20 protein-coding genes are annotated in these 20,723 nt (G+C 51.1%); 5 read left to right on the forward strand and 15 right to left on the reverse strand.

The features are described from left to right. Nucleotides 1–180 (forward strand): hypothetical protein (locus tag QN379_RS13600; protein WP_323506866.1); only part of this gene is annotated, 180 nt, incomplete at its 5' end. A gap of 150 nt (nucleotides 181–330) precedes the next feature. On the opposite strand, the gene QN379_RS13605 is transcribed toward QN379_RS13600, so the two are convergent. Then, nucleotides 331–1,089 (reverse strand): IclR family transcriptional regulator, encoded by a 759-nt coding sequence (locus QN379_RS13605; protein WP_322233014.1) that lies wholly within the window; start codon nucleotides 1,087–1,089, stop codon nucleotides 331–333. A 253-nt stretch (nucleotides 1,090–1,342) separates the two neighbouring features. Continuing rightward, nucleotides 1,343–2,632 (reverse strand): ABC transporter substrate-binding protein, encoded by a 1,290-nt coding sequence (locus tag QN379_RS13610; RefSeq protein ID WP_323506867.1) that lies wholly within the window; start codon nucleotides 2,630–2,632, stop codon nucleotides 1,343–1,345. A gap of 434 nt (nucleotides 2,633–3,066) precedes the next feature. On the opposite strand from QN379_RS13610, the gene QN379_RS13615 reads away from it, so the two are divergent. Further along, complete coding sequence (locus tag QN379_RS13615; protein ID WP_323506868.1) at nucleotides 3,067–3,843, forward strand: glucose 1-dehydrogenase; 777 nt, start codon at nucleotides 3,067–3,069, stop codon at nucleotides 3,841–3,843. Nucleotides 3,844–4,018: 175 nt separating this feature from the next. Here the strand turns inward: QN379_RS13615 and QN379_RS13620 are convergent, their stop codons facing one another. The 6 genes from QN379_RS13620 to QN379_RS13645 are packed head-to-tail and all read right to left on the reverse strand — an operon-like array spanning nucleotide 4,019 to nucleotide 10,534. After that, nucleotides 4,019–5,674 carry an NAD(P)/FAD-dependent oxidoreductase gene (locus tag QN379_RS13620; protein ID WP_323506869.1) on the reverse strand — a complete coding sequence of 552 codons (1,656 nt, stop codon included), beginning with the start codon at nucleotides 5,672–5,674 and terminating at the stop codon, nucleotides 4,019–4,021. Nucleotides 5,675–5,728: 54 nt separating this feature from the next. Further along, on the reverse strand, nucleotides 5,729–6,523 hold the full coding sequence (locus QN379_RS13625) for an ABC transporter ATP-binding protein (protein WP_322233022.1): 795 nt from the start codon (nucleotides 6,521–6,523) through the stop codon (nucleotides 5,729–5,731). A gap of 47 nt (nucleotides 6,524–6,570) precedes the next feature. After that, nucleotides 6,571–7,323, reverse strand: coding sequence for an ABC transporter ATP-binding protein (locus tag QN379_RS13630; RefSeq protein WP_322233025.1), 753 nt, complete (start codon nucleotides 7,321–7,323; stop codon nucleotides 6,571–6,573). Beyond that, on the reverse strand, nucleotides 7,314–8,432 hold the full coding sequence (locus QN379_RS13635; protein WP_322233027.1) for a branched-chain amino acid ABC transporter permease: 1,119 nt from the start codon (nucleotides 8,430–8,432) through the stop codon (nucleotides 7,314–7,316). Before QN379_RS13635 ends, QN379_RS13630 begins: the two co-directional genes overlap by 10 nt. A 4-nt stretch (nucleotides 8,433–8,436) precedes the next feature. Then, a complete protein-coding gene (locus QN379_RS13640) occupies nucleotides 8,437–9,303 on the reverse strand; it encodes a branched-chain amino acid ABC transporter permease (RefSeq protein ID WP_322233029.1) in 867 nt (288 codons plus the stop codon). 1 nt (nucleotide 9,304) lies between these two features. After that, the gene (locus tag QN379_RS13645) at nucleotides 9,305–10,534 is read right to left on the reverse strand and encodes an ABC transporter substrate-binding protein (RefSeq protein ID WP_323506870.1); all 1,230 of its coding nucleotides are present in this window, start codon (nucleotides 10,532–10,534) and stop codon (nucleotides 9,305–9,307) included. 229 nt (nucleotides 10,535–10,763) lie between these two features. Here QN379_RS13645 and QN379_RS13650 point away from each other — a divergent pair, with 229 nt between their 5' ends. Continuing rightward, nucleotides 10,764–11,030: a hypothetical protein gene (locus QN379_RS13650; protein WP_323506871.1), complete on the forward strand. Its 267-nt coding sequence runs from the start codon at nucleotides 10,764–10,766 to the stop codon at nucleotides 11,028–11,030. A 15-nt stretch (nucleotides 11,031–11,045) separates the two neighbouring features. Here QN379_RS13650 and QN379_RS13655 read toward each other — a convergent pair whose 3' ends face one another. The 3 genes from QN379_RS13655 to QN379_RS13665 form a co-directional block, all read right to left on the reverse strand. Further along, nucleotides 11,046–11,789, reverse strand: coding sequence for a glucose 1-dehydrogenase (locus QN379_RS13655; protein WP_323506872.1), 744 nt, complete (start codon nucleotides 11,787–11,789; stop codon nucleotides 11,046–11,048). A gap of 111 nt (nucleotides 11,790–11,900) precedes the next feature. Beyond that, on the reverse strand, nucleotides 11,901–13,532 hold the full coding sequence (locus QN379_RS13660; RefSeq protein WP_323506873.1) for an NAD(P)/FAD-dependent oxidoreductase: 1,632 nt from the start codon (nucleotides 13,530–13,532) through the stop codon (nucleotides 11,901–11,903). A gap of 12 nt (nucleotides 13,533–13,544) precedes the next feature. Next, complete coding sequence (locus tag QN379_RS13665) at nucleotides 13,545–14,507, reverse strand: alpha/beta hydrolase (protein WP_322233039.1); 963 nt, start codon at nucleotides 14,505–14,507, stop codon at nucleotides 13,545–13,547. 243 nt (nucleotides 14,508–14,750) lie between these two features. On the opposite strand from QN379_RS13665, the gene QN379_RS13670 reads away from it, so the two are divergent. Then, the gene (locus QN379_RS13670) at nucleotides 14,751–15,518 is read left to right on the forward strand and encodes a hypothetical protein (protein ID WP_322233041.1); all 768 of its coding nucleotides are present in this window, start codon (nucleotides 14,751–14,753) and stop codon (nucleotides 15,516–15,518) included. Between the two features lie 12 nt (nucleotides 15,519–15,530). Here QN379_RS13670 and QN379_RS13675 read toward each other — a convergent pair whose 3' ends face one another. From QN379_RS13675 to QN379_RS13685, 3 genes are all read right to left on the reverse strand, one after another. Next, nucleotides 15,531–16,661, reverse strand: coding sequence for a nitronate monooxygenase family protein (locus tag QN379_RS13675; protein ID WP_323506874.1), 1,131 nt, complete (start codon nucleotides 16,659–16,661; stop codon nucleotides 15,531–15,533). Nucleotides 16,662–16,711: 50 nt separating this feature from the next. Beyond that, the gene (locus QN379_RS13680; RefSeq protein WP_322233045.1) at nucleotides 16,712–17,713 is read right to left on the reverse strand and encodes a tripartite tricarboxylate transporter substrate binding protein; all 1,002 of its coding nucleotides are present in this window, start codon (nucleotides 17,711–17,713) and stop codon (nucleotides 16,712–16,714) included. 376 nt (nucleotides 17,714–18,089) lie between these two features. Next, complete coding sequence (locus tag QN379_RS13685; RefSeq protein WP_322233047.1) at nucleotides 18,090–18,449, reverse strand: CzcE family metal-binding protein; 360 nt, start codon at nucleotides 18,447–18,449, stop codon at nucleotides 18,090–18,092. A 200-nt stretch (nucleotides 18,450–18,649) separates the two neighbouring features. Between QN379_RS13685 and QN379_RS13690 the strand changes: the two genes are divergently transcribed. After that, nucleotides 18,650–19,123 (forward strand): MarR family winged helix-turn-helix transcriptional regulator, encoded by a 474-nt coding sequence (locus QN379_RS13690; RefSeq protein WP_322233049.1) that lies wholly within the window; start codon nucleotides 18,650–18,652, stop codon nucleotides 19,121–19,123. A gap of 122 nt (nucleotides 19,124–19,245) precedes the next feature. Here QN379_RS13690 and cfa read toward each other — a convergent pair whose 3' ends face one another. Beyond that, entirely contained in the window at nucleotides 19,246–20,445 is a 1,200-nt protein-coding gene (gene cfa / locus QN379_RS13695; RefSeq protein ID WP_323506875.1) for a cyclopropane fatty acyl phospholipid synthase, read from the reverse strand. Nucleotides 20,446–20,723 lie beyond the last annotated feature (278 nt).

Genomic DNA, 20,723 nt, shown 5'->3' on the forward strand with positions numbered 1-20,723 from the left:
AGTCAGCCAACGGTCCTGACGCAAACGCGTCCCAGCAAGGCGTGCCGACGCAGACAGCACGCTAGTGCGGCAAGGAAGGCACAACGCATCTTGGGGGAGGTTAAGACGGTCGCCAAGTCAGCCAACGGTCCTGACGCAAACGCGTCCCAGCAAGGCGTGCCGACGCAGACAGCACGCTAGTGCGGCAAGGAAGGCACAACGCATATTGGGGGAGGTTAAGACGGTCGCCAAGTCAGCCAACGGTCCTGACGCAAACGCGTCCCAGCAAGGCGTGCCGACGCAGACAGCACGCTAGTGCGGCAAGGAAAGCACAACGCCGCTGGGGCGCGTTTACGTCAGGACCGGCCGTATGTTGCCTAGGCTGCGCTCAATCTGCTCTGCGCAAGCACGGGCGGCATCCAATAGTTTATGTTCGTGCGACTTGGTTGCCCGCCGACCAATGACGGAAACGTGAATCGCCCCCGCCAAATTACCATTGGCATGTCGGATGGGAATGGCATAGCCGACAACGCCTTCGACCGCTTCCTCTTCGCTTTTCGCGTAACCCTGCTTGCGAATGCGCTGATATTCCGCTTCCAATGCACGCGCATCAGTGATGGTATTAGTAGTCAGTTTTTTTAGCGGCCCAGATAAAGCCTTCGCAGCAAGGCGCGTATCGTTGGCGGCGAATAGCTTGCCGGTCGCGGTGCAGTGCAGCGACAGCCGCTCGCCCAAACGAATATCGAGCGAAATACGCTGCGTACCCATGCATCGGTCAACATAAAACACACGCTGCCCCATATTCATTCCGAGATAGACGTCGTCGCCAATGATTTTTGCCAGATCTTGCAAATGGCGGCGCGCCAATGGCCGCACATCGAGCGAGGCCACGGTCGATAGCGCGATGCCGACGACTCGCGGACCGATTGAGTAGCGCAAGTCTTCCGTCATGGTTAAGACTTCTGCCGCCACCATGGTTTGCAACATATTGTGGACACTGCTGACCGGCAGGCCTAACGCTTCTTTGATTTCGGTCAGGCGCAGACCTTCTTTAAAGCGCACTAACAAGTCAAGCACATCGAAGGTGCGTAGATATCGGTCCGGACTCATGGGATGCCTCGTTAAACAGAAATTACCGATCCTGCCACGGATGGCGACAAGATACTGTTATTGACCAAATGATTTAGTAGTTTCGAAATATCGAAAAGTGATTTTTCGACTCGAAATTATAGCAAAATTTGTGCCATCTCAACACGTCAACTTTACGCACTACCGATAACGTCATTCCTTCACATTAACTGAAGGAATGACGTGAGCATATTTGTGCATATTTAGAGAGATAGTTTAATAAACTATTTCAGGACTATTTAACGTACTTGAGATAATCGCTGTACTTGCCGTAGGCTTTAAACCGTTTTGCATCGTAGTCATAGCTGTATACCCGCAATGCTGACATGCCAAGATGATTATCGGGAGTAAATTTCAGCGGTGAAGAAACACCCTTCGTGTCGACTTCAAAGCCTTTTGACATCGCTTCTACCATCGCTGCACGGGTCGGCTCCTTCCCTGCTCTTGTAATCGCATCCGCCACCAGTTCGCCAACCACCCATCCACCCACAAAATTGACGTTGGTCTTCAATCCGCCGAAACCGTATTTATCAGCGGCGGCTGCCATTTCCTTGATACCACCCGGTTCCTCAATGTCACCTGGCGTGAAGCAACTGACAAAGTGATAATCGCGACCGGCCTCAGGGCCCAACGCAGAATAGATATCAGGCGTACCAAGTTGCGTAATGGAAAAAGTAGGAATTTTCAAACCATATTGCAGCATCGTCCGCATCAGCAAAATGGTCGGAGTAGGAACGCCGTATACCGTCACAACATCCGGCTTCATGGCGATGATTCCCATCACTTGCGCGGTCACGTCGGCTGAACCGACCTTGACTGGAAACGCTTGCGAGGTACCACCATATTTATGCACTTCTGCATCGACATAATCGGCGTACTCCTTTCCCCCCGCCACATCCATGTGAACAGTTGCAACTTTGAGCGCCTTGAGTTTAAGTTTATCCGCAAAATAGCCGACCCCGACCTGCGCCATTTGCTTGAACCCGCAGTACCCGTTGTAGAACATCGGCGACGGCGGTTCGATACCGGCTTTGGTGACGGCGAAGGTTCCGACGACGGGTAGTTTGCCACGGCGAATAGATGGCATTAACGCGACCTGGGCGCTGGTGTTACCCAATCCTGATATGCCAATGACTGGCGTCTGGCTACTCAATTTTTCATAGGCGATGCGTACCAATGGCGCCTCGTAACGATCATCCTCAAGTACAAGATTAACTTTACGGCCGTTGATTCCTCCGGCCTCGTTAAGGTTGCGCATGTACGACTGCATTCCGCGGACCCAAGGTATCTGCGATCCTGACGCCGTGCCGCTCATATCCATGATCACGCCCCAATCAATCCTGTCGGCGTACACGCCATCGTTAGGTTGTTCAAAGGCATGCGCGGTGATCGCTACGGTGGCGATGACCAGACTGACGCTTACTCTTCTGACACAGCTACTCAGACCTGATGTGGGTGTTTTATATCTGAAAAAGAAAGTAGACGGTTTGACCGCATGATTATGGTGATGATGATGGTGATTCATTTTGTCTCCTGAATTTGGCAACTATGCCAAGTCGTATCGAACGTCTCGATTAATTTCTGAGCGCCCTTTTGACGACTGACATGGATTCGAGCGTGATCTTTCACGTCTCTTTTATTTTTTTCTTCTCTTCTTTGGCTTTGTTAATCCCCTTTTATTTCCCTCTTTTTGATTTATAAAAAAGTTGCAGACGTAACGAACACTGTTTCGTCCAAAGCACCGATCTGTTCGAACTCAAAGTCTTCATCATCAATTTTATTAAAATCATTATGTGTTAATATTTTCGAAAATAAAAAATATATTTCGATATTTGGAAAAATACTTCCATGACACCTGCCATGGAAATCACCTCTTCAAACGCGCCGCAACGTTAAACATTAATCCGCACAACTACGGACATGCTAAGTATTGCAGCGCACAACCAAAAGGAAACACACATGGACATTTCTTCGAATATGGCACCGCAGGTGCTGACTGGACGTTTGGCGCTGGTAACCGGTGCAGGGCAAGGAAACGGTCGCGCCATTGCAATTGGCCTGGCCCGAGCTGGTGCGCGTGTCATCGTCACCGACATCAACGCAGCCAACATCAAGCAAGTGGAAGAAGAGATTCGTGCCGCTGGCGGAGAAGCGTGGGCGCACGTTCTCGATGTTACGTCGACCGACGCCTGTGCGGCTCTTGCGCAAAAAATTGGTGATGAAATTGGTCAGGTGAATGTGGTTGTTAATAATGCTGGAATCCTGATCCGCGAGAATATAGATAGTCCACGTGTTGTCGCCAATATGCAGCGCATGATGGATGTCAATGTCAATGGCACTTTCAACGTGACGCACGCATGGTTACCAGCATTGCGTGCAACACGTGGAACAGTCATTAATGTGGCTTCAGTCGCTGCCTTTGCCGGACAGCCTAACAGTATGGGTTATTCGCCCTCTAAAGGCGCGGTCAAACTGCTTACCCAATCGCTGGCGGTGGAACTTGCCAAAGACGGCATCCGCGTGAATGCTATCGCCCCGGGATTGATCGAAACACCAATGACTATTGATAGTCGCGGCACACCTGAAACGCTGCATAAATTTATGCTTAGAATGCCGTTGGGACGCGTTGGGCAAGCGGAGGAATTGGTTGGACCAGTCGTGTTCCTGGCCTCTGAGATGGCGAGTTATGTCACTGGCGTCATATTGCCGGTCGATGGTGGATTTCTGGCCTGTTAAGCTGCATCAACGTCTAATGACGCAGTAGAATGTGCCTACGATGAAATCGTTCATCGTAGGCGTGATAACAAGTTGAAGTAATGTTGCAAGCGTGAGGTTGAAACCTGAAATAAATTCAGGTATTCATCACAGCAATTTTAATTTTAAGATTGTGGTTTGATTGCGGTCTGATCAATTATGCCGCGGTCAGGATAAACCCGCGATAGGCATTATCCGCAATCTCATCACACTCCTTGCGGTACACCCCAATTCTTGCCACATACGGCATGAATACGCGTGGTTTCCCCGGAATATTGGCACCCAAAAACCATGAATTAGCCAGTGGGAAAAGTGTCTTGTTAGCCGCTTTATTGACATGCTCTACCCAGTCTTTTTCCGCCGGCACTCCCGCCTCAATGGTGGTGATTTTCTCTCGATCCAGATAGGTTATACAATCACTAATCCACTCAACATGCTGCTCAATACCGACCACCATATTGACTAGCGCAGACGGACTTCCCGCGCCTGTGATGATGAACATATTGGGGAAACCGGCCGTCATTAAGCCCAGATAAGTGCATGGCCCATCGGCCCATTTATCGACCAGCGTCAAGCCGTTTCTGCCACGAATATCCATGTTCAGTAGCGCCCCGGTCAATGCGTCGTAACCGGTCGCACACACCAGCGCATCTAACGCATATTCTGTGTCACCACAACGCACCCCTTCAGCACTTACTTCGGTAATCGGCGTCTTTTTTAAATCGACCAGTTTAACGTTGGTGCGATTGTATGTTTCGTAATAACCGGTATCTACACAAATACGTTTGGTGCCAAGCGGATGATCGTGTGGACAGAGCATTTCTGCCACGACAGGATCTTCTACTGTATTTCTAATTCGGGCGCGAACGAAGTCTGAAATCGTGTCATTGGCACGCTTATCGACCATCACATCATTAAAGGAATGAACGAAGTTGACGCCGCCTTTATTCCAGCGACGTTCGTATTCTTGTGCGCGCTCTTGTTCCGTCGCCTGCATCGCGCCTTTATCTGAAAACTCATACAAGGTCCCCACTTCGCGCGCCCGGGTGCGGTGTTCGCGATAGACGCTTTTCCATTGTTGCTGGTCTTCGGGCTTGAGCGCTTCGTTCCATCCTGGAATGGAAAAGTTGGCGGTACGTTGAAAGACCACTAAGTTTTCTACTTGACGGGCGAGCGCAGGAATCGTTTGAATGCCGGAAGAACCGGTCCCGATCACGCCCACCCTTTTGCCACTGAAATCGACACCTTCATGCGGCCATGCGCCGGCATGATAAATCTTGCCGGTGAACTTGGCCAGACCCGGAATATCCGGCAATCTTGTGGCAGAGAGCGAACCACTTGCCATCACGCAAAAACGTCCGGATGCCTGTGCGCCAGTATCAGTTTCCAATTGCCAGCGATTTTGCGTTTCATCGAAAATTGCAGCCGTAATGCGCGTATTAAAATCAATATCCCGACGCAGATCGAAGCGATCCGCTACGTGCATGATATAGCGTAATATTTCTGGCTGTGCCGCGTACTTTTCGGTCCAGACCCATTCCTGCTCAAGTTCAGTAGAAAACGAATACGAGTACTGTAAGCTTTCTACGTCACAACGAGCGCCGGGGTAGCGATTCCAATACCAGACACCACCGACATCATTTGCGGCCTCGAAGACACGCGCTGTCAAACCCATTGCACGAACCTGATGCAGCATGTGCAAGCCGGCAAATCCGGCTCCGATGATTAAGACGTCGTACGCTGCATCCGATGCAGAATTCAATGATTTGACTTGGGCGTCGCCATGCTGCAACGGTGGCTTGGAATGTGGCATCGTATCGGTCTCTTTTTTATAGTTATCGCAGCGAAAAGCTGGTGTGTAAAAAATTTAAACGTTGTCCGTGGCAGCGCCATGTTCGGTGCCAAGATACGCCTTGATCACCGCTGGATTTGCCTGCACCTCGCGCGGCGTTCCCTCAGCGATTTTGCGGCCAAAATCAAGAACGACGATCTTGTCAGAAATATCCATGATCACCGGGATGTCATGTTCCACAATCAAAAAGCTGACGCCGTATTGCTCACGCACGCGCAAGATCAATTCGGTCATTGCGCTTTTTTCCGCGCTACTCATACCAGCCATCGGTTCATCGAGCAACACCAAGCGCGCTTTTTGCATTAACGCACGGGCGAATTCGACTTGCTTTTGTCGTCCATAAGGTAACTCTCCCGGCAACACGTCAGCGATATCGGGCATACCTAAAAATTCCAAAACCTCGGTCGCTGCCGTGAATGCGGCCCGTTGCTCCGCACGCGCCCGCCAGCTTGTGACAGCACCTTGCAGCAGGCCGGATGCGCCTTGCCGATATGCGCCAACCAACAAGTTATCCATCACCGTCAGGCCACCGAACAATGCCAAATTCTGGAACGTCCGCGCCACGCCATGCCGCGAGACCTGATGCGCTGCTTTCCCTGTAATGTCGGCACCGTCGAAAACCACCTGTCCCGATGTTGGCCGATACATGCCAGTGACGCAGTTAAATAAGGTGGTTTTTCCGGCGCCATTAGGACCGATCAACGAGGTAATCTGCCCTGTTTGTGCGGTAAATGACACGTCATCCAGCGCACTTAAACCCTGAAAGCGCATTTGCAACGATGCAATATTGAGTAAAACGTTACTCTTCATAGTAGTCGTTGATGGCATCTTGCTAGTGTTCATCTCACTCGGGGCGCTCAAACTGTTGCCTCTTCGCGCTGACTGCCAAGGTAAGATTGCTTGACCAATGCGCTGGCGGCTACTTCACTCGCAGGACCGGACAATACAATCCGGCCACGATCCAGGACATAAGCGGTGCTGGCGAATTGCAGTGCCAATCGCGCGTTTTGCTCGACCACCAACATGGAGGTTCCCAAGGTGTCGCCGACGACTTTCAGTTGCTCATAAATCGTTTCCACGATCAAGGGCGCGAGGCCTAGCGACAGCTCATCGACCAGCAATAGTCGGGGTCCTGCTACCAACGCCCGTCCTAACGCCAGCATTTGCTGTTCACCGCCGGAAAGCCAGCCAGCGGCTTGTCGACGTCGCTCAAGCAAGCGTGGAAAAAGTGTGTATACCGCTTCCATCCGTTTGCTGACAGCCGCCCGCGGCAATATAGCAGCGCCGACCTGTAAGTTTTCTTCGACGCTTAATTGCTTGAATACCAGTCTGCCTTCCGGCACCTGCGCCATACCAAGTCGCACCAATTGGTGCGAAGGCAAACCAAGAATAGAATTCCCTGCGAAATCGATCCTGCCAGCTGTGACGCCGCCGCCATGCAAACCCAGCAAACCGGTAATCGCGCGGATTAAGGTGGTTTTGCCAGCACCATTAGCGCCTAGCAGGGCGACGATGCTGCCCGCTGGCAAGGCCAGACTGACCGAATCCAGCGCCAAACCTTTACGTGCATAGGCAACCGACAGATTGTCTACATTGAGCATTATTTCCATACGTTGCTCCGCCATGAGGAAAACCGCTTACGCAATTGGACGCCAAGGCCAGCCATGCCGCCCGGCGCAAAAATCAACAATATAACCACCAGCAGTCCAAAAGTCAGATTCACCAGTTGCGGCTTACTATTTAGCAAAAACTGACCAACCACACCAGGCGATCCGCCCGCATGGGTCGCAAAACCGCTGATCACGGCTGGCAACAATAACCAGATAACCGCCCCACATACTGAACCGGCCAGCGATCCCATCCCGCCAATAATGATCATGGCGATGAACTGGACCGCGAAGTTGATGCTGAAAAAATCCGCAGCAACATTGGTCATGAAATACGCGTATAAAGCACCCGCCATTGCAGCGATGGCGGAGCTAAAAGCGAAGGCTTTCAAGCGCAAAATGCGTACGTCGATACCAGCCGCAGTGGCAGCCAGCTCATGATCACGCATTGCCATCAATGCGCGCCCTTCACGTGAGCGCATGGTGTTGCGCAAACACATATAAACCACGGCCACCAATGGCAGCAAAAAGAAATACCAGCGCAATCCAGAGTCGAGTGCAAACGGTCCGACCTTAGCTTCGTTGAAAGGAATACCCACTACGTCAAAGAATTTGTACTGGTATTCGGCAAGCAGATATACGACGATAAAATGCAACGCTAACGTTGACAGCACAAAATACAATCCGCGCACGCGTAACGACGGCAAACCCGCGAAGACTCCGGCTAAGGCGCCAGCTACTCCCGCGGCGATCAGCACCAATGGAAAAGGCCAGCCCCATTGCGTTCCCGTCACGGCGGCAGCAATCGCACCAACCGCATAAAACGCAGCGTGACCGATAGAAATCAAACCGGCACAACCCGTTAAATAATTGAGCGATAGTGCACCTAAAATGGCGATCAGCGTCAGGTTGACTTGCGTTAAACCAATATTCAGCAGTTGCAGGTTAGATAGCCGAAAACCGAATATCGCACGTTGATCCAGTACCACCGGTAAGTAGCACAGAATAGCGATAGCAGCGATGATGCCGATCCAGCGCCAGGGAAAAACAGCGGCTGGTGTTGGGATCACCAATGTTTGGGCGGATGCCTGTAATTGAGGTTGAGTACTCATCGCATCACACCCGACCGAGTTCACGTTGACCGAACAAACCCCACGGTCTCACCATCAGAATCATCAATAGCGGTGCATAAATCAATATGTCACGCGCTTTAGGTGAGATATATGCGGACCCGAATTGTTCAATTAAGCCAACCAGCAAACCACCCACAATGGCGCCCGGAATACTTTGCAAGCCACCGATCACCACCGCTGGTAAGGCCAGCAAACCAATGTTTTCCAGCTCGACAGTCGCCACTTGCAACTGTCCTAAAAAGACGCCCCCGATAGCCGCCAGGACGCATCCGATAGCCCACGCCAGGGCATTGATGCGATTGACGTTGATGCCAGACACAAGCGCTGCTTCATGACTATCAGCAGTGGCCCGCATCAGTAAACCGGCCGACGTGAACTTGAAGAAAGCACCCACGCCTGCCATACAGGCCCAACTCACCAACGCAGCGGTTAAATGCAATTCTGATATCCGTACACCGCCGACTAAAAAACTGCCGGTTGGCAAGGGCGTCATCAATGACCTTGCCTGTGGTCCGTAAATCAATTCGATCATGGCACGCAGCACAATCGCCAATGCAATAGTGATCATAATCACCGGTAACAATGGACGACCGGCCAAAGGACGAATCAATAACGCATGGATTGCAGCGCCCAATAATGCCGCGGAAAGGACGATGAAAACCACCGCCATCGGGAAAGGCAAACCGAGCTGCGTACTGCCAGTCACGGCCAAATAAGCACCGACAACAACCAACATACCCTGGGCAAAATTAAACACCCCGGTCGCCTTAAATATCACCGCGAAGCCAAGCGCCACCAAGCCGTAAATGCTACCCAGCGCTAAGCCGCTGAAAAGGATTTGGGTCATCATATTATTTGGCGACCTGCTGATAGTCACCGTACTTGCCATACGCCTTGAAGCGCTTGGTGTCGTAATCGTAGTTATAAGGTCTCAGTTGCACTAACCCAAGATGATTGTCGGGTGTGTATTTCAGTTGCGACGATACGCCTTTAGTATCTACTTCAAAGCCTTTCGCCATTGCTGCAACCATCGCAGCACGGGTCGGCGCAGCGCCAGCCCGGGCGATCGATTCGGCTGCCAGTTGGCCAACCACCCATCCGGCGACATAATTACCATCGTTCTTCAACGCGCCATTGCCATATTTATCGGCTAACGCCGACATCTCTTTAATAGCAGGCGTTTCTTCGATTCCGCCCGGCGTGAAGCAGCTGACAAAATAATAGTTGCTGCCAGTCTTAGGGCCCAAAGCCTCATACACACCCGGCGTGCCGAGATAAGTAATGGCGAAGGTTGGAATATTCAAACCGTATTGCTGCATCGCCCGCATTACCAAAATGGCGGTAGTCGGTACGCCATGAATGGCGACGAAATCCGGTTTCATTTTAATGATTTCGAGCACTTGCGCAGTCGCATCAGCAGCGGCTACTTTTATTTGAATCGACTTCGACGTGCCGCCGCGCTGCGCCACCGCTTCATCAATATATCCTGCGTATTCTTTACCGGACGCGACATCAAGGTTGATGGTGGCGACCGTTGGCGCTTTCAGTTTCAGCTTATCGATAAAAAATCCGACACCAACTTGTGCCATTTCACGGAAACCGCAAAAGGAACCATAAAATAGTGGCGATGCAGGCTCAACCGCTGGTTTGGTCGTCACATAAGTACCGACAATAGGCACCTTGCCACGTCGGATTGACGGTGCCAAGGCAACCTGCGCGCTCGAGTTGCCGACGCCAGAAATGCCTAATACGGGAGTTTGATTGACTAGCTTGTCGTAAGCGACGCGATCCAGCGATGCGTCGTAGCGGTCATCTTCAGCCAGAATGTTGATTTTGCGGCCATGAATACCGGCGCTTTCATTCACCTTGCGCATATACGCCTGAAAACCCTTTACCCAAGGCAACTGGGCTGCCGAAGCCGGTCCACTCAGATCCATCATGACGCCCCAATCAATATGATCGGCATAGACGCCATCGCTTTCTTGCTCGAAAGCATTAGCGCTAAAAGCGAAGCTGGCTGCGATCAAGCCAAGCGCAAATTTACCAGCAGAGGCGCGTGCGCCACTTTTCAACATAGTCATTTCATCTCCCGTGGTCGCTCACCTGTCAACGCTAAGCGATCGCAGGAAAGTCGTTTTAATATTTAGTGTTTTTCGAATATTCGAAAACCAATCTTTGTTTGCGAAAATATTATCACGAATATGCATCCCAGCAAGGTTGATTTAACGATTTATCGCCGAAACATTTCAATGCTTAATGCATCCAGGAAATAGTGATAAGACATAGGCAACTTTGCCCCGCGAAGTGGCTATGAACCTTCACCACAAAGACATTAACTTGGGGAGTAAAGGTAGAAAAATACGGGAAGAAGAAGAAGAAGAAGAAGAAGAAGAAGAAGAAGAAGAAGAAGAAGAAGAAGAAGAAGAAGAAGAATACCCCGTTGGCGAAGCACTTGGATGCCAAATCGGTTTTGTAGGAGTTACGCAAACCCGTCCCAGCAACGGGCTTGCCAATCCTGCCGACGCAGACAGTACGCCAGTACGGCAAGGAAAGCACAAAGCCGCTGGGGCGGGTTGACGTAGCTCCTACAAACTATAGGGCGGCACCGCCGTCCATAGCTACTTCCGATCCGGTCATGTATGCGCTGTCATCAGACAAAAGAAACAACACCAATTTGGCAATTTCTTCCTTGGTGCCAAGACGTTTCATTGGCACTTGCTGTACCCGACGAAGGTTTTCTTCGCGGCTACGGATGTTGAGCATATCGGTATCAATCGGCCCTGGATGAACCGAATTGACACGAATATTGCGATCCGCCAATTCCAGCGCGGCGGCCTTGGTCATACCGCGCACCGCCCATTTGCTGGCCGTGTAAGCGATTGAATTCGGCGCGCTGCGCAAGGCCACAGTGGATGACATATTTACGATCGCACCGCTGCCGGTTTCTTCGAAAGCTGCGACCACAGCGCGCATGCCAAGAAAAGTACCCAATTGATTGATGCGCATATGCCGTTCGAACTGGGCGGTGTCGGTATCGACTAGCGCTTGCGGGGTGTACACGCCAGCATTGTTGACCAAACCGTGTAATTTTCCCATGCTGCGGGCGACGGCAACGGCTGCATCCCACTGCGCTTCGGAGGTGACATCCAACGGCTGAAAAATACACGCGTCGCCTAATTCTTGCGCCAGTTGCTGGCCTTCTTCGATCAGGACATCGGCAATCACAACCTTCGCGCCTTCGGCCACCAGAAAACGGGCTTGCGCAGTACCGAGGCCACGTGCGCCGCCGGAAATCAAAAATACTTTGTTAGTAAAACGCGTCTGTTCGTGAGTCATATTGGCATTCATAATAAGGTTTGAAAGGCTCTGCACCTGATGCAAAATTGGTCCGTTGATCGCACGGGCTGTTATAGCCACATCAGGTGTTTGGATCGGTCCAGCGCAACGTCAGGCAGGTGTAAATGCAAAGCCACGATAGTCATCGGCGACTACTTCTTCGCAAATCACGCTGTAATTTCCGAAGCCGCCCACATAAGGCAAAAAGACTTGCGGTTTCCCCGGAATATTTGCGCCCATAAACCAGGACTTCGTACTTGGAAAGAGTGTCTTTGAGGCGACTTCATTCACGTGCGCGACCCAATCGTTCTCGGCACTCAAATCCGCCTCGGCCACCCCACGCTCGTTTTTTTGCATGGAAGCAAGACAATTGGCGATCCAGTTTACATGCTGCTCGATCGCCACGACGACGTTGGTCAAAATCGATGGACTGCCAGGACCCGTAATGAAGAAGAGATTAGGGAAACCAGCTGTCATCAATCCCAAATAAGTCCGCGGGCCATCAGTCCATTTATCTTTTAGTGAGAGGCCTCCGGTCCCGCGAATATCAATGCGATCAAGCGCGCCGGTCACCGCGTCGTAACCGGTGGCAAACACGATACAGTCCAAATCATATGTAGCAGCAGCGGTACGCATTCCTTCCGGTACGATTTCTACAATCGGTGCAGTGCGCAAATCGACCAGACTGACGTGCGGTTGATTAAATGTCTGGTAATAATCGGTGTCGACGCAAATACGTTTGGTGCCGATGGCGTGGTCGTTCGGTGCTAGCAATGCCGCGACATCGGGATCATTGACCGTGGTGTGAATTTTATTTCGCACGAATTGTGCAGCGCTGTCGTTCGAGCTGCGGTTGGTATAAATATCGTTGAACGCATGCGTGTAGTTGGCTCCGCCACGCTGCCAGCGGCGCTCGTATTCCGCCTCGCGCTCAGCTTCCGGCACGTCGGTGGTGGCGCGCGTGCTGTATTCATACAAGATACCGGAACGGGTGTGTCGCGCTTTTTCGCGGTTCGCGGCGTAGTCAGCCTTCCAACTTTGTTGGTCTTCGTCCGATAGTGGACAATTCCACGCAGGAATGCTGAAGTTAGGTGTGCGCTGAAACACCACTAATTCGCTGGCCTGACGCGCAATCACCGGTATGGTCTGGACCCCGGACGAGCCAGTGCCAATAACGCCGACACGCTTGCCGGTGAAGTCGACCGGCTCATGCGGCCAGTTTCCGGTGTGATAGAACTGTCCTTTAAAACTATCCAGTCCGGCCAGATCCGGCATGCGCGCTGCCGACAGACAACCTGCGGCAGTGATCAGGAAACGCGCTGACATGGTGTCGCCATGCTCTGTAAGAACAGTCCAGCGCTGACTTTCAGCATCATAGATGGCGCTGCTAATTCTGGTTTCGAATGCGATGTCGGAACGCAATTCAAAACGGTCGGCGACGTGGTTGATGTAACGCAAAATCTCGTCCTGCTTCGGGTAACGCTCAGTCCATTGCCACTCCTGTTGTAACTCCTCGGAGAAGGAATAGGAATATTGCATGCTTTCTACGTCGCAACGGGCGCCAGGATAACGGTTCCAATACCAAGTGCCGCCCACGCCCTTTCCCGCCTCGCACACTTGGGTTTTCAAGCCGAGCTGGCGCAAGCGATGCAACATATATAAACCGGCAAAGCCAGCCCCAACGACAACGACGTCGACATCGCTTGCAAGGGCGGAGTGAGTGGGTGAGGAAGTGCGAATCATGGGTGTGTCTTTCTAATCTGTTGCGGTAAGGGAATACAAAGCGGCACCGAGCGTGGCGCCGATATAATCGACAACGATATTGCTGGTAGACAAAAATTGTCCCATCATCAGCATGCCGTGAATCTGGTCCGACAAGTGCAACGAGGTGACGCGCACGCCCTCCTCCTCCAGCCGACGGGCGTATGCTAACCCTTCGTCACACAACGGATCGTTGCTGACCGTCACGACCAGTGCAGGCGGTGTTCCGGCCAGACTCGAAGCCTTGATCGGAGAAGCGTGCCAGTCAAGCCTGTCCTTCACCTCAGGCGTGTAATGATCAATGAAATAGTGCATGGTGGCGGCGGTCAGCGGGATGCCAGCAGTCATGGTCTGATAGGAATTGCTGGCGGCAGTCAAATCTACGGCAGGATAAATCAGCGCCTGAAACGCCAGCGGAGGCACAGTACCATCGCGTGCCATCAATGCCAGTACTGCGGCGAGGTTGCCGCCTGCACTGTCGCCACCGACAGCAATGCGGTCCGGCACGATCGACATCTCGACGGCATTATCCACGACCCATCGCAATGCAGTCGCTGCGTCGTCCAGCGCCGCTGGAAAGCGATGCTCCGGTGCTAACCGATAATCAACCGCCACCACGCACACGCGCGCTGCATTGGCTAAGCGACGACATAACCGGTCGTGGCTTTCCAGATTGCCGATCACCCATCCGCCGCCATGCAAAAAGACCAGACAAGGAAGTTGCTCGTCCAGAAGAGTGCCCATCGGACGATACAGCCGCAGGCACAAGGATCCACCCAATCCGGGAATATAAATATCACGCACCGATGCAACTTCCACTGATGGTGCTTGCATGACATCCTTCGAAGCAGCGTAGGCAACGCGGGCAGCGTCGGGCGTCATTGCTTCAAACGGGACGCGCCCCGCTGCACGGCCTAGCGCGAGCAAATGTTCGACTTCAGGGTCTAATGTTGGCATGTGATTACTCGAGTGGGTTGATAGAGACGTGGCGTCTTAAGGTCAAAAATCCGACGCGACATTTTGTTATGACAACTATATCGTTTTTTTTGCGTCGTTGCACCGCCTGTTCGTGCACAATTGACTCATGGTTGACGCGGCGATTGCAGATAACTATACTTTAATTTCGAAAAAGTTTTCGCTATTTCGAAATTTAATTGAGACTCATGAAGTTAATTCAAAGAGGAATTTATTTTGATTGTCATGCAAACATTAGAAAAAGCGCGAACAATAGAAACCGGTTGTCGTGCGCGCAATAGTCCACAGTTCGTTGGACATATTACCGATTTGATCGAGCCGGATAGCAAAGCAATTACCACCAACGGCGTAGCAAGAGCGCAAGCCTATCTGGTCGAGCAAAAAGCGAATTGGACGCTGCCGACACATTTTCATACTCAGCATCAATTTCAGGTATTTGTCGCCGGCGACGGATTTCTTGGAAAGCATGGCATCCGACATTTAGAGGTGCATTATGCGTCTCGCTATTCTGCCTATGGGCCGCTGATGTCTGGTGAAGGGGGCGTCTCTTATCTGACTTTGCGCCTGCTTGGCGATACTGGCGCATGGTATCTGCCGGAATCACGACCACATTTACCGCTACGCATTAAGAAACAGCAAATGCATGCGGCACCCAGTGCCACAGTGATGGCGCAAGCATTGTCTGGTTTGGAATCAGTAGTTGAAGAAGTGCTGATCGCGCCGGAAGAAAGCGGGCTTGCCGCATGGATCGTCCGTGTGCCACCCCACCACAAAGTAGCTGCTCCTGAATGCGGGGAGAATAACGGTGGGCGTTTTTATGTAGTGACAGACGGTGCGCTGTGTGTCGACAAAACAGATTTAACTGCCTTGGCAACACTCTTTATCCCGCACGATAATGTGCTGGAACTTCAAGCTGGGGCGACAGGTGTTGAAGTGCTCATATTGCAGTTTCCCGCCAGCGCCCTGATTGACGCCAGCGTTGTTCCTGCTTAAACCTGCGGTAGCTTAAGCGTCTGAGGGCGACAACTTATGTAGTCGCTCCATGGTCTCGATATACTCAAGCTGTAGTCGGTACATGACATCCCGCACTGAACTTTCTTCATTGAGCATGCCGACGACCTGACCGACAGGGAAAGAGTACAAATCCTTGCGCTTGGCGCGCACTACGCGTGCATGCGCTTCGTTGTAGAGAATACCTTGTAGCGGAGTCGGTAAGTAAGCGGGCGCACCCGGTTGCTCCCATGCCTCCGACAGTAAGCTCTTAATCATGCGTACCGGCTTGCCGGTCCGGGCACGACGCCGCACTGCATCCTCAGTCTTAGTCTCGAATAAGACTTCTTTCTCAAATGGGTCTAACTCACTCTCACGTGTGCCGAGCCAAAGACTGCCGCACCAGACCCCTTGTGCTCCTAATGCCAGCGCCGCTGCAATCTGACTACCTTTGGCAATGCCGCCCGCCGCTAACACGGCGACGTCATCACCGCACGCTTCAACGACTTGCGGCACCAATACCATCGTGGCGATATCACCAGTATGTCCACCTGCCTCAGTGCCTTGCGCAACGATAAGCTGGACACCAGCAGCGCGATGACGCGCAGCATGCTCGCCTTTGCCGCACATGGCACCGATCATGACACCACGTTCGCGCAATTCTGCCACTATATCCGGTGGCGGCGATCCCAGCGCGCTGACGACCAGCTTGACTTGGGGATGCGTCAACGCCACGCGTAGCAAGCGGCGTGCACCATCGGGTGTCATGTTGCCGCGACCATGCACAATCGAAGCGTGGATGCGCTCACGTTCGTCTTCGGGAAGGGGCGGAACGCCAGCGTCATCCAATATTTTATCCAGGAAAGCGCGATGCTCATCCGGAATTAACTTTTCCAGATCTTGCGTGCTGCTTTCTGATTGTTTGTCGTACTTCGTCGGAATAATGACATCTACTCCATACGGGCGACCGCCCACATGTTCATCGATCCAGCATAATTCGGTTTCTAGTTGCTCAGGCGAAAAAGTCGAGGCACCTAGCACGCCGAAGCCGCCCGCCTTGGTCACTTCCACCACGACGTCGCGGCAGTGAGAGAAAGCGAAGATCGGTAAATCACAACCGAGTTTTTCACAAATAGGGGTACGCATAGTTCTATTCCTTAGCGAAGCGAGTGCGAGATAGTAAATTTAAATAAGAGTTACAGCGCAATACCAAGCTTTTTCACCAGCGGTGTCCAGCGTGCAACTTCAGCAGCGACAAAAGCTTGCGCTTGGGCAGGGCTAGATTTCAGTACAGGTTCAATTCCCAGTTGGGTCAACTGTGCCTGTATGGCAGGACGCGCCATCGTACGATTTACGGCCAGCGAAATCGGGTCAGTTACATCACGCGGTGTGCCTAATGGTGCCGCAAGCAGGTTAGCAGTTCCCGCGATCAAATCGTATCCTGCCTCCCGTGAGGTTGGCACATCCGGCAGATTTCTTTCTCGCGCTTCCGCCATCGTGGTAATGATGCGCAATTTGCCGGATTTTTGATATGGCATGAGCGTGCCGGAGGTCTCGATAACCATTTGCACTTCACCGGCTAGGGAAGCCACAATCGCGCCCGCGCTACCTTTGTACGCAATATCGGCTACATCAATCCCTGCAATCGATTTAAATAGCTCGCCTGCCAGATGGACCGTTGTACCAAGTCCGGCATGCCCATAAGATAATTTATTGGGATGTGCTTTGGCGTAAGCGACGAGGCCCTTGAGGTCCGTAAAGGGAAGGTTTGGGTTGACAGCGATCACGAATGGGGCGTTGCTCAGCAGCGCTATCCATTGGAAATCGGTCACTGGATTGTAAGGCGGATTAGCATGCGAAATGGGGGCGGACACGGCAGTGGAACCGGTTGCCATCATCAATTGACTACCATCCTTGGGGCCGTGCAAAAATGTCAGGGCGACGGTCAAACCACCGGCACCAGGCTTATTTTCAATAATAATCGGATTGCCTAACTCTTCCCGTAATGCGTTCGCAAAAATGCGCGCGAACGTATCGCCGGAACCGCCGGGCGGAAAGCCGACCATGATTTTTACAACCCCATCAGTAAAGCGGGCGGCGGCGGCAGGATTAATACCAAACGCCAAACTTGATAGGGCTACGGCCGCGCTCTGAATGATGTGGCGACGCTGGGGCGAAGCGGGTGATCGGATTGTCATTGCTGTTCTACCTAGGGCGATGGTAAGCGAATTGGATGCGGAAAATGATGCTCGATCAGCATCAGAACGCTGCGTCTCTTTATCGAAATTTCGAATTATTATTCTTTATTTCGAAAATGATACCACGCGAGCCTTGGATAACTTATTTTAATTAGTAGAACCGCATTCACACTTTGATACGAAGCGAGGACAGAATGGTGTTATTTTAAAGTGTGATAAATCAATGACTAGCCATCAAAAGTGAGGCCAATAAAATCTGCTCTTTGACTGAAGGGTCGGGGAAAATGATGCCGAGGGAGCGCAATGCGGCGATGGACTGTTGAGGTTAAAACAAACAGCCGCGGGCTCGTTGCCGCGGCATGTCTGCTACGCAATACTAAATCGACGTAACGTCTTGCGCGACATAAACCTTAATCGGTTGCGTAAGGATATTAGCCGGTGCGACCCGATTCAAGTCAAACGTTGAAACATTGGTACCGACGTCAAAGTACCAGGCGAACGATTTGTCGCCAACAACAAACTTGACCGTTTGACCGCCGGTCACATTGACATACTTGGTATCAGGTTTGATGTTGATGGTTTGCGTCGCGGTTCCTGTCGTACCGGGATCACCCAAAAACTTCAGTGGCAATTCTGCTGCAAATGAGGAAGAGCATGCTATGGCGAGTATTGAAGCCAAAAGCGAAGTGCGCAGTGTGCCAGCGGCAGTAAGGGCGGAGATAGAATTATTGGACATGATGTACTCCTTTGTGTTGGTTGTTAAAATTACAATGCTTCTAATACTTTTTCTTTACTTCTGAAATAACGAATAAGCCAATCTGTGGCTTCAACTTGATTGCCTTACAACTTGCATTGATTGTTGTCCGACAAAACTAATTATACGCCTTTTACTTTGCATGTTAATATTTAGTATGAAAACTAAAAAAGAGACAAACTATGCCTGACACACTTCAACAACATGACCGTGACCTAATGCATTTGACAATGTCACTCGGCCAGATAACACGCGCCTATAAGGTTGCCGCCGATCAAAGCGTATCGAATTTAGGCTTGTCGCAAGCTACCGCATGGCCACTGGTTATGATTGGCCGCCTCGGTAGCGGCGTGCGCCCGGGCAGCGTCGCTGATGCATTGGGATTGGATCCCGCCTCTGTGGTGCGCGTGATTGATCATTTGATTGCCGCAAAATTGGTCGAACGGCGCGAAGATCCTACCGACCGCAGGGCGAAGCTGTTATATCTTACTGAAGAGGGAAGTTGTCGCGTGCTGAAACTGGAAGCGGCACTGTTACCCTTCCGACGGCAGTTGTTTACCGATATAGATACCGCGGATATTCATGCGTGCTTACGCGTTTTCGACGCTTTAAGCGGTGCGCTGGCTTCGTGCCCGACGCGCAGTGACACACTTTAATGGGCAGTCTGATAGATGCGGGGAAAACCAGCGTTGCAATGCTGGTTCTCTGGTGTGTAAATTATTACATTGCAACATTTCCCTGTAAGTGAGCAAGGGAAATAAAACATGCATGCTAAATATTACCCTTGGTTCCTTTCAATTGCTGGGGACCCACGCACGGAACGATAAGTAACCGGCCGACCGCGTTTGCTCAAAACGATTTGCCAAAGCTGGCCTTGACCTGAGCGAAAAAAACCAGCAGAAGAAAGTAAGAAGTATTTCCACATTCGATAGAAACGCTCGCCGTATTTATCCTTCAATGTGGGCCATGCTTTATCGAAATTATCCCACCATGCCATCAGCGTTCGGTCATAATCGCGGCCGAAGTTGTGCCAGTCATCAATCAAAAACCGTCCTTCAAGGGCGCTGGAAATTTGTTTCGCCGAGGGCAAATGACCATTCGGGAAAATATATTTATCCAGCCACATATCCCTTCTCGTCTCAGTCACATGGTTACCAATGGTATGCAATAGAAAAAGACCATCTGCCTTTAACAACTTGCCGACAACATCAAAGTAAGTAGCGTAATTTTTTGCTCCGACGTGCTCAAACATACCCACCGATACAATCTTATCGAACTCACCGGTAAGTTCTCGGTAGTCGGTTAACAAAATGGTGACGGGCAATCCTGCGCACTTTTCTTGCGCCAGCTTTTGTTGCTCTTTTGAAATAGTAATTCCGACGACTTCGACCTGATATTTTTCTGCAGCGTAGCGTGCTAAACCGCCCCAACCACATCCGATATCTAGTAACCGTTCACCCGGCTTTAATTCAAGCTTACGACAAATCAATTCAAGCTTATGCAGTTGCGCCTCTTCCAGATTTTTTGCGTGCTCCCAATAGCCGCATGAGTACATCAAATTTGAATCGAGCATGCTTTCGAATAGATCATTACCGATGTCATAGTGCTGCTCGCCCACCTGAAAGGCACGATTTTCAGTTTGAAGATTGAAGAATTTTTGACGTAAAATTTCCAGCGCAAATCTGAACTTGGCGGGACCTACGACTGTTTGCTCGAGGTCATGACTGGTGATTTTGAAAAAAAATTCATCAAGCTGCTGACTGTCCCAATCTCCGTCCATGTATGACTCGCCGATCCCCAGTTCCCATTTTGTAAACATTTTCCGAAAAAAAGCACTATCGTAAATTTGCATGTCCCATGGCGCGTCTCCGTTCAACTTGACACCCGCATGTTCAAACAACTGGTTGATGATTTTCGGACCATTCGCTTTCATATTGAGCGTTGTCGGTGTCAATCCACTACTGTGCGAAGTTGTCATGTTATGTCTACCCGAGTATGAAATTTCTGATGCTCTTTGCGAAATAATAATCAGTCTCACGTCTTCTATTAATAACTCGGAATATCAACTTTTATTAATTATGCGAGTTACTAATCATAATAGATAAATATCAGGCGTAAAATTTTTTTAGGCGGGACATGAAATAACTCTTTTACTCCATCACAATTGTGTTTGCGCACAGAAGTAGAGCCCGATTTGTTTCATCGCGATTGGCAGATACTAACCAGTGGTGATTCGCCAGAATGGTCTAGTGTAAA

Source organism: Glaciimonas sp. Gout2, from assembly GCF_035018905.1.
Taxonomy (GTDB): Bacteria; Pseudomonadota; Gammaproteobacteria; order Burkholderiales; family Burkholderiaceae_D; genus Glaciimonas.